Genomic DNA, 1,159 nt, shown 5'->3' on the forward strand with positions numbered 1-1,159 from the left:
CGCTGGCGCTCGGCTGCGAGCAGCTGCGCGCGCGGCTGGCACGGGAGGCCACGGCGCCGGGCCGCCCCCTGGCCGGCCGCGACCCCGCCGATCAGCCGCCGCCGGTCGAGGCAGGGGCCGAGCGACGCGTCGGGACCGGAATCGGGACAAGGGTCGATCCGCCGCGCGGCGCGGGTCGGAAGGTCGGTCGGTTGCGTCATGCCCTCGCCGGTTCTCGGAGTGAAGAACGGTCGCAGATAGGATCTCAACGCCTGAACCGGGCGTTAAGGTTGCCGGATCGGCCCGGCCTTCGCCGGATATCGGCGCCGGCCGTCCGGCCGAGGCGGCGCGCCCCGAGGTGGCGCCCGCTCGGCGCCGGAGCCGCCGAAGGCCCGTGGACCTTTCGGGGCCGGCCGGCGTAAGAGGCTCGGACCGCGCACGCCGCGCCGGCGGCGCTCGCCGTCTCGCGTCCCGCGAGCCTCCTGTCCAGCCTTGAACCGAGATTTCTGCCGATGATCGTCACGCAGGTCTCCCACCACGACCTCGACGGCTACGGTGCCACGACGGTGGCCGCCGCCTTCGCCGACGTGTCCCGGGTGGTGCATGTCGCCCGCTATTCCGATGTCGGCCCGGTGGTGGAGGACGAGCTGAAGCGCCTGCGCGGCGCGACCGCCGCCGAGACGCTGCTGATGACCGATCTCGGGCTGGAGGAGCCGACGGTCGCCTTTCTGCGCCGCTTCGCCGCGATGAACCGCGGCCGGGCGGAGGGGGCGCGCCACCGCCTCGTGGTGCTCGACCACCACGCCTCCTCGATCGATCAGCTGAAGCGCCAGAACCTCGAGATCGGCCCCGATCCCGAGCGCGTGGGGCTGCTGCGGGCGGATTTGGGCGATCCGGAGGTGTTCGTGCTCATCGACGAGGCGCATTGCGCCACGCGGATGGCGCACGACCAGCGCGCCCTCTACGCCCCCGACAAGATCTTGCCGGAGACGCAGGCCGCCGACCTCGCGGCGCTGATCGAATCGGTCGAGGCGCTCGATCTGTGGAAGAAGGGCGAGCCGGGCTTCGCCGGCGGACTCGCGCTGGACGAGCTGTTCTGGGACAGCGTCTCGACCCTAGTGCCGGCGGGCCATCCCTGGCACGACCGCTTCGTCTCCGACCTGCTGATGGCGGCGGCCGG

The 1,159-nt window shown here is 73.1% G+C and carries 1 protein-coding gene and 1 pseudogene; one reads left to right on the forward strand and one right to left on the reverse strand.

Annotated elements, in window-relative coordinates:
* Positions 1 to 200, reverse strand: a 200-nt coding sequence (locus MFF42_RS26190; protein WP_238258873.1) for a hypothetical protein, incomplete at its 3' end; no start/stop codon positions are given.
* Positions 201 to 491: 291 nt separating this feature from the next.
* Here MFF42_RS26190 and MFF42_RS26195 point away from each other — a divergent pair.
* Positions 492 to 1,159: pseudogene (locus MFF42_RS26195) on the forward strand (dimethylmenaquinone methyltransferase); the annotation flags it as partial.

The sequence above is a fragment of the Methylorubrum podarium genome (assembly GCF_022179745.1).
GTDB lineage: Bacteria > Pseudomonadota > Alphaproteobacteria > Rhizobiales > Beijerinckiaceae > Methylobacterium > Methylobacterium podarium.